A 3388-nucleotide genomic window follows, 5' to 3' on the forward strand; every position below is an offset into this window, starting at 1 on the left:
AATTAGGTCAAGCTGGTTAACAGACATAGACTTATTCCCTGTCACAATAGCACTTACTGCTCCCCTATTCATGCCTGCAATTTGCCCAAATTGTCTTAGACTCAAACTTTCTTGTTTTAAATATCTGTCTAATTCTGCTCGAATCGTAGGTGTATGCTTCATGTCATATCCACCCTTCACACAGAAATTCCAAAACTTTTATATTCTTGCATTCTATTGTTGTCCATTATTTAACAGTTGTCAATATTATATGCCACTAATGTTGGATTTCAGGCTTTGGCATGAAATTAAACAAAAAAAACACTCTCCGCCAACCTTTGCTGTCAACGGAGAGTGTGATTCTCTATATTTTTTTCTCAGTGTTGTCTCTATTCTTTTTCTCAGCAATAAGTAAACCCAGCAGTGTGTATCCCCTGTACAATGTTCCAATTAACAGCACTCCACCAGTAATAGAAATAAGAATAACTACCATGTTAAGTATAAACGGAATTAAATCAAAAGCCAAAATAACACCTCCTAATAAAAAAATCTTGAAAAAGGAAAAATCTAGTTATACAATGGAAAACGTAACCACATTCTATATATATTTTAGGAGGTTTTGAAAATGAAGTCAAAATTTTCAGTGTTTTTAGGTCTTGTTTTAGTGTTAAACTTGTCATTCTTGTCCTCAGTTTCCTTCGCTAGTAGCGCACCAAAGACCGAGAATAATATTGTTGATGTGCATGATGTGGTACCGCAAGAATATTTTAATAAGTATAAAGGTGTGTATAAGAGCAAAGAGGAAGTTTTGAATGCATTTGGATTGGAATCTCAAAGTAAGCAGTCCCTATCAGCACAAGAAATTAACACCGCTGACAAAGCCCCTGCATTAAAAGCTGACACTGTTGATGATATGGCTGCATTAGCTGCTTACATATATGGCCCTCCAACAAAATCTTCTATTGATCCTACTATCATTGATCCAAGCGATATAAAAGAATTAAGCGAAAAGACAGACATTCAAGAACAATCAGTCAATCCTCAAGCTCTTACTGCAACAAAAAATTTTGAAGTGGATTTGTATGAATTTGATATTTACACTGTCAAAGGTTATGTAACCCTGAGATACGATTCCTCAACAGGTTATATTAGATCAACAACGGCTACAAGTTCATTAATCGGCGCCTCAGCACTTGCATCATGGACTCCTGATTCCCCAATAATTGATTCTTCATATAAATACAAACGAACTATAACTTGGAATGGTATATTAACGACTAGGTTTGCTGGCAATGACTATTGGAGTAAACGCATATCTAAAACAGGGACCTTTTATAGTACCAATGTAATCGAATAGAAGTCGTTAAGTAGACAAAAAGCCCAGCCGACCAATTAAGGCTAGCTGGGCTTTTTGTCTACTCTAAATTCAAACTGATTGCGGAAAAAATAATATCCGTTAATCTTAATCGACTCTGGTGTAATCTTCTCCACTGCGCCACCATAGTCCACAATATCTATCAAATCCTCTCCCAATGGCTGAACTACATACACCCTTACCTGGCTCAATGCAGCAGCAAATAGTTCGATATCCGACTTTAACACTTTATATGTATAGTTCATGCTGATCACCTCAGGATAGGTATTCGGTGAATTGTGTGGTTATTCCTGCAACGAAAAAAGCTCTGCCGACCATAAGGTTAGCAGAGCTTTTTTTATAATGAGAGCAGTGAGGGTTATCCCTCGGTTCTTTTTTTGTTATACCCATACCTCTTGAATCACAAGGGTATCATCAGGCTTATAGGTACTTGAAAATTACAGAAATACGTAATTGACATATGGTAAAAAGTTCTATATTGTGGGATTATGCGGTAAATCAAAAAAGGAGGATTTGGTAATGGAAGTGGACGCAGTTGAAAAAGACCTACTTAATGTTGAAGATTTAGACGCAATCGTACATTACATCAGGATGTGTTATACATCAGAAGATTGGGAAAGACTTCTCAGATTGACAGAGCATCTATATATGTGTGCCAAGGCAAAATATGACGCAACATTTAACAACATAGATGAGAATTTACATAGTAAAGAATTAAAACAACCTCTGGTATTTTACTACGGTTACAGCCATCTAATGCGTGGTGTAGCACACTTAAAGATGCAAAATTACACAGCCACCCAGGACTGCATAGAAAAATACTCTGAGTTAGGTTGGTTTAACGGGTTGGATAAGGATGGGTTTGAGGTAGTAGAAAATTTTAAACTCCTTGCAAAGCTAAACCAATACGAATTACAAATGTTTAAAGGCAACAAGCATATTATTCCTGAGTATATAAGATTTTTGGAAATATCCCCGGAAGATGATTGGCTCCCGGCCCATGTCTCAATCGTCGAAGCAGCCTTACAGTATGGGTGGGACATTGATTCTGAGTTAGCATCCATGACTCATCACAGCGCATCATTCGCAGAGTTAGAGGATTACGGAAATATTTTTCAGTTCATTGACTATGCATATCATTTAGCTCTGTATCACCTAAGAAAAGATGAATACCTCGATGCTTTAAACTGTTTGATACAGGCATTGGAATCCTCTATTAAAATACAAGATGGTAAATACTTCAAACGATGTGTTGCTCTATTCGAAGCGTTTAGAGGTTTCGCCACCCCGTCTCAGCTTGACAGTTACGCCCTGCTATTCAAAAAAATTTTGGAAGGGGAACTGAAAAATGAAAAAGGTATTTCTTACTTTGACAATCGTATTAGGTTTGATCATTCTCACACCACCCATTAATGTGGGGTCTGGTCAAATAACTACTAATAGTCACGGAATATTCTAATAATAATTAGCGTCGAAACAAAAATACCCTACCAGCTAAATGCCAGTAGGGTATTTTTGGTATAGATCTATTCCGTAGTGACAGGCGTTTGTTCTATTGTTGGTGCAGGAATAGGCTCAGGTGCAGCGGGGGCCACCTCTGCCGTAGCCTGTGCCAAGAAATCATTCAACTTTGCAGCCAGACCCGATACAGCTTCCTTAGCTGCGGCCTGTGTTGCCTCCTCGTTTGGCTGTGCTTCAGTAGCAAGTACCGGTTTTGTTTTGGCCTTATACTCCAGATATGCCTTTTCAATCGCAGCCTGCAACTCTGTAGCCGATACCACAATGCCCTGTTCCGTTAATCTCAAGGATGTATACTGCAAAGCCTCCTGAAGCTTACGTTCGCCTCCAGCCTGTTTGAATGCCGTTTGAGCAAAGGCGAAGCCCTCTCCTGCTATCTTATGGATTACTTCCCGCTGTGCCGCCGTTGTACGGGCTTCCAGCCATGTATTTACCTTAGTTTTAAGTGCATTCAGACCACCTAAAACAAACGCTGTAAGCACACCCGCAGCGGCTGTGACGATGGTATTTACATAT

5 protein-coding genes and 1 pseudogene are annotated in these 3388 nt (G+C 38.9%); 2 read left to right on the forward strand and 4 right to left on the reverse strand.

Translation table 11 applies throughout. The features are described 5' to 3' along the window. Positions 1 to 162 (reverse strand): annotated as a pseudogene (locus L693_RS31530) (transcriptional regulator); the annotation flags it as partial. Between the two features lie 181 nt (positions 163 to 343). Continuing rightward, the gene (locus L693_RS30680; RefSeq protein ID WP_197029985.1) at positions 344 to 505 is read right to left on the reverse strand and encodes a hypothetical protein; all 162 of its coding nucleotides are present in this window, start codon (positions 503 to 505) and stop codon (positions 344 to 346) included. Between the two features lie 99 nt (positions 506 to 604). On the opposite strand from L693_RS30680, the gene L693_RS0116720 reads away from it, so the two are divergent. Next, on the forward strand, positions 605 to 1336 hold the full coding sequence (locus tag L693_RS0116720; protein WP_025718437.1) for a hypothetical protein: 732 nt from the start codon (positions 605 to 607) through the stop codon (positions 1334 to 1336). A gap of 41 nt (positions 1337 to 1377) precedes the next feature. On the opposite strand, the gene L693_RS0116725 is transcribed toward L693_RS0116720, so the two are convergent. Then, the gene (locus L693_RS0116725) at positions 1378 to 1599 is read right to left on the reverse strand and encodes a hypothetical protein (protein ID WP_025718438.1); all 222 of its coding nucleotides are present in this window, start codon (positions 1597 to 1599) and stop codon (positions 1378 to 1380) included. Positions 1600 to 1873: 274 nt separating this feature from the next. Here L693_RS0116725 and L693_RS0116730 point away from each other — a divergent pair, with 274 nt between their 5' ends. Continuing rightward, on the forward strand, positions 1874 to 2767 hold the full coding sequence (locus L693_RS0116730; protein WP_025718439.1) for a hypothetical protein: 894 nt from the start codon (positions 1874 to 1876) through the stop codon (positions 2765 to 2767). 113 nt (positions 2768 to 2880) lie between these two features. On the opposite strand, the gene L693_RS0116735 is transcribed toward L693_RS0116730, so the two are convergent. Continuing rightward, the coding region (locus L693_RS0116735) for a phage holin, LLH family (RefSeq protein WP_025718440.1) at positions 2881 to 3388 on the reverse strand (508 nt) is incomplete at its 5' end.

It is taken from the genome of Paenibacillus sp. 1-18 (assembly GCF_000520755.1).
Classification (GTDB): Bacteria; Bacillota; Bacilli; order Paenibacillales; family Paenibacillaceae; genus Paenibacillus; species Paenibacillus brasilensis.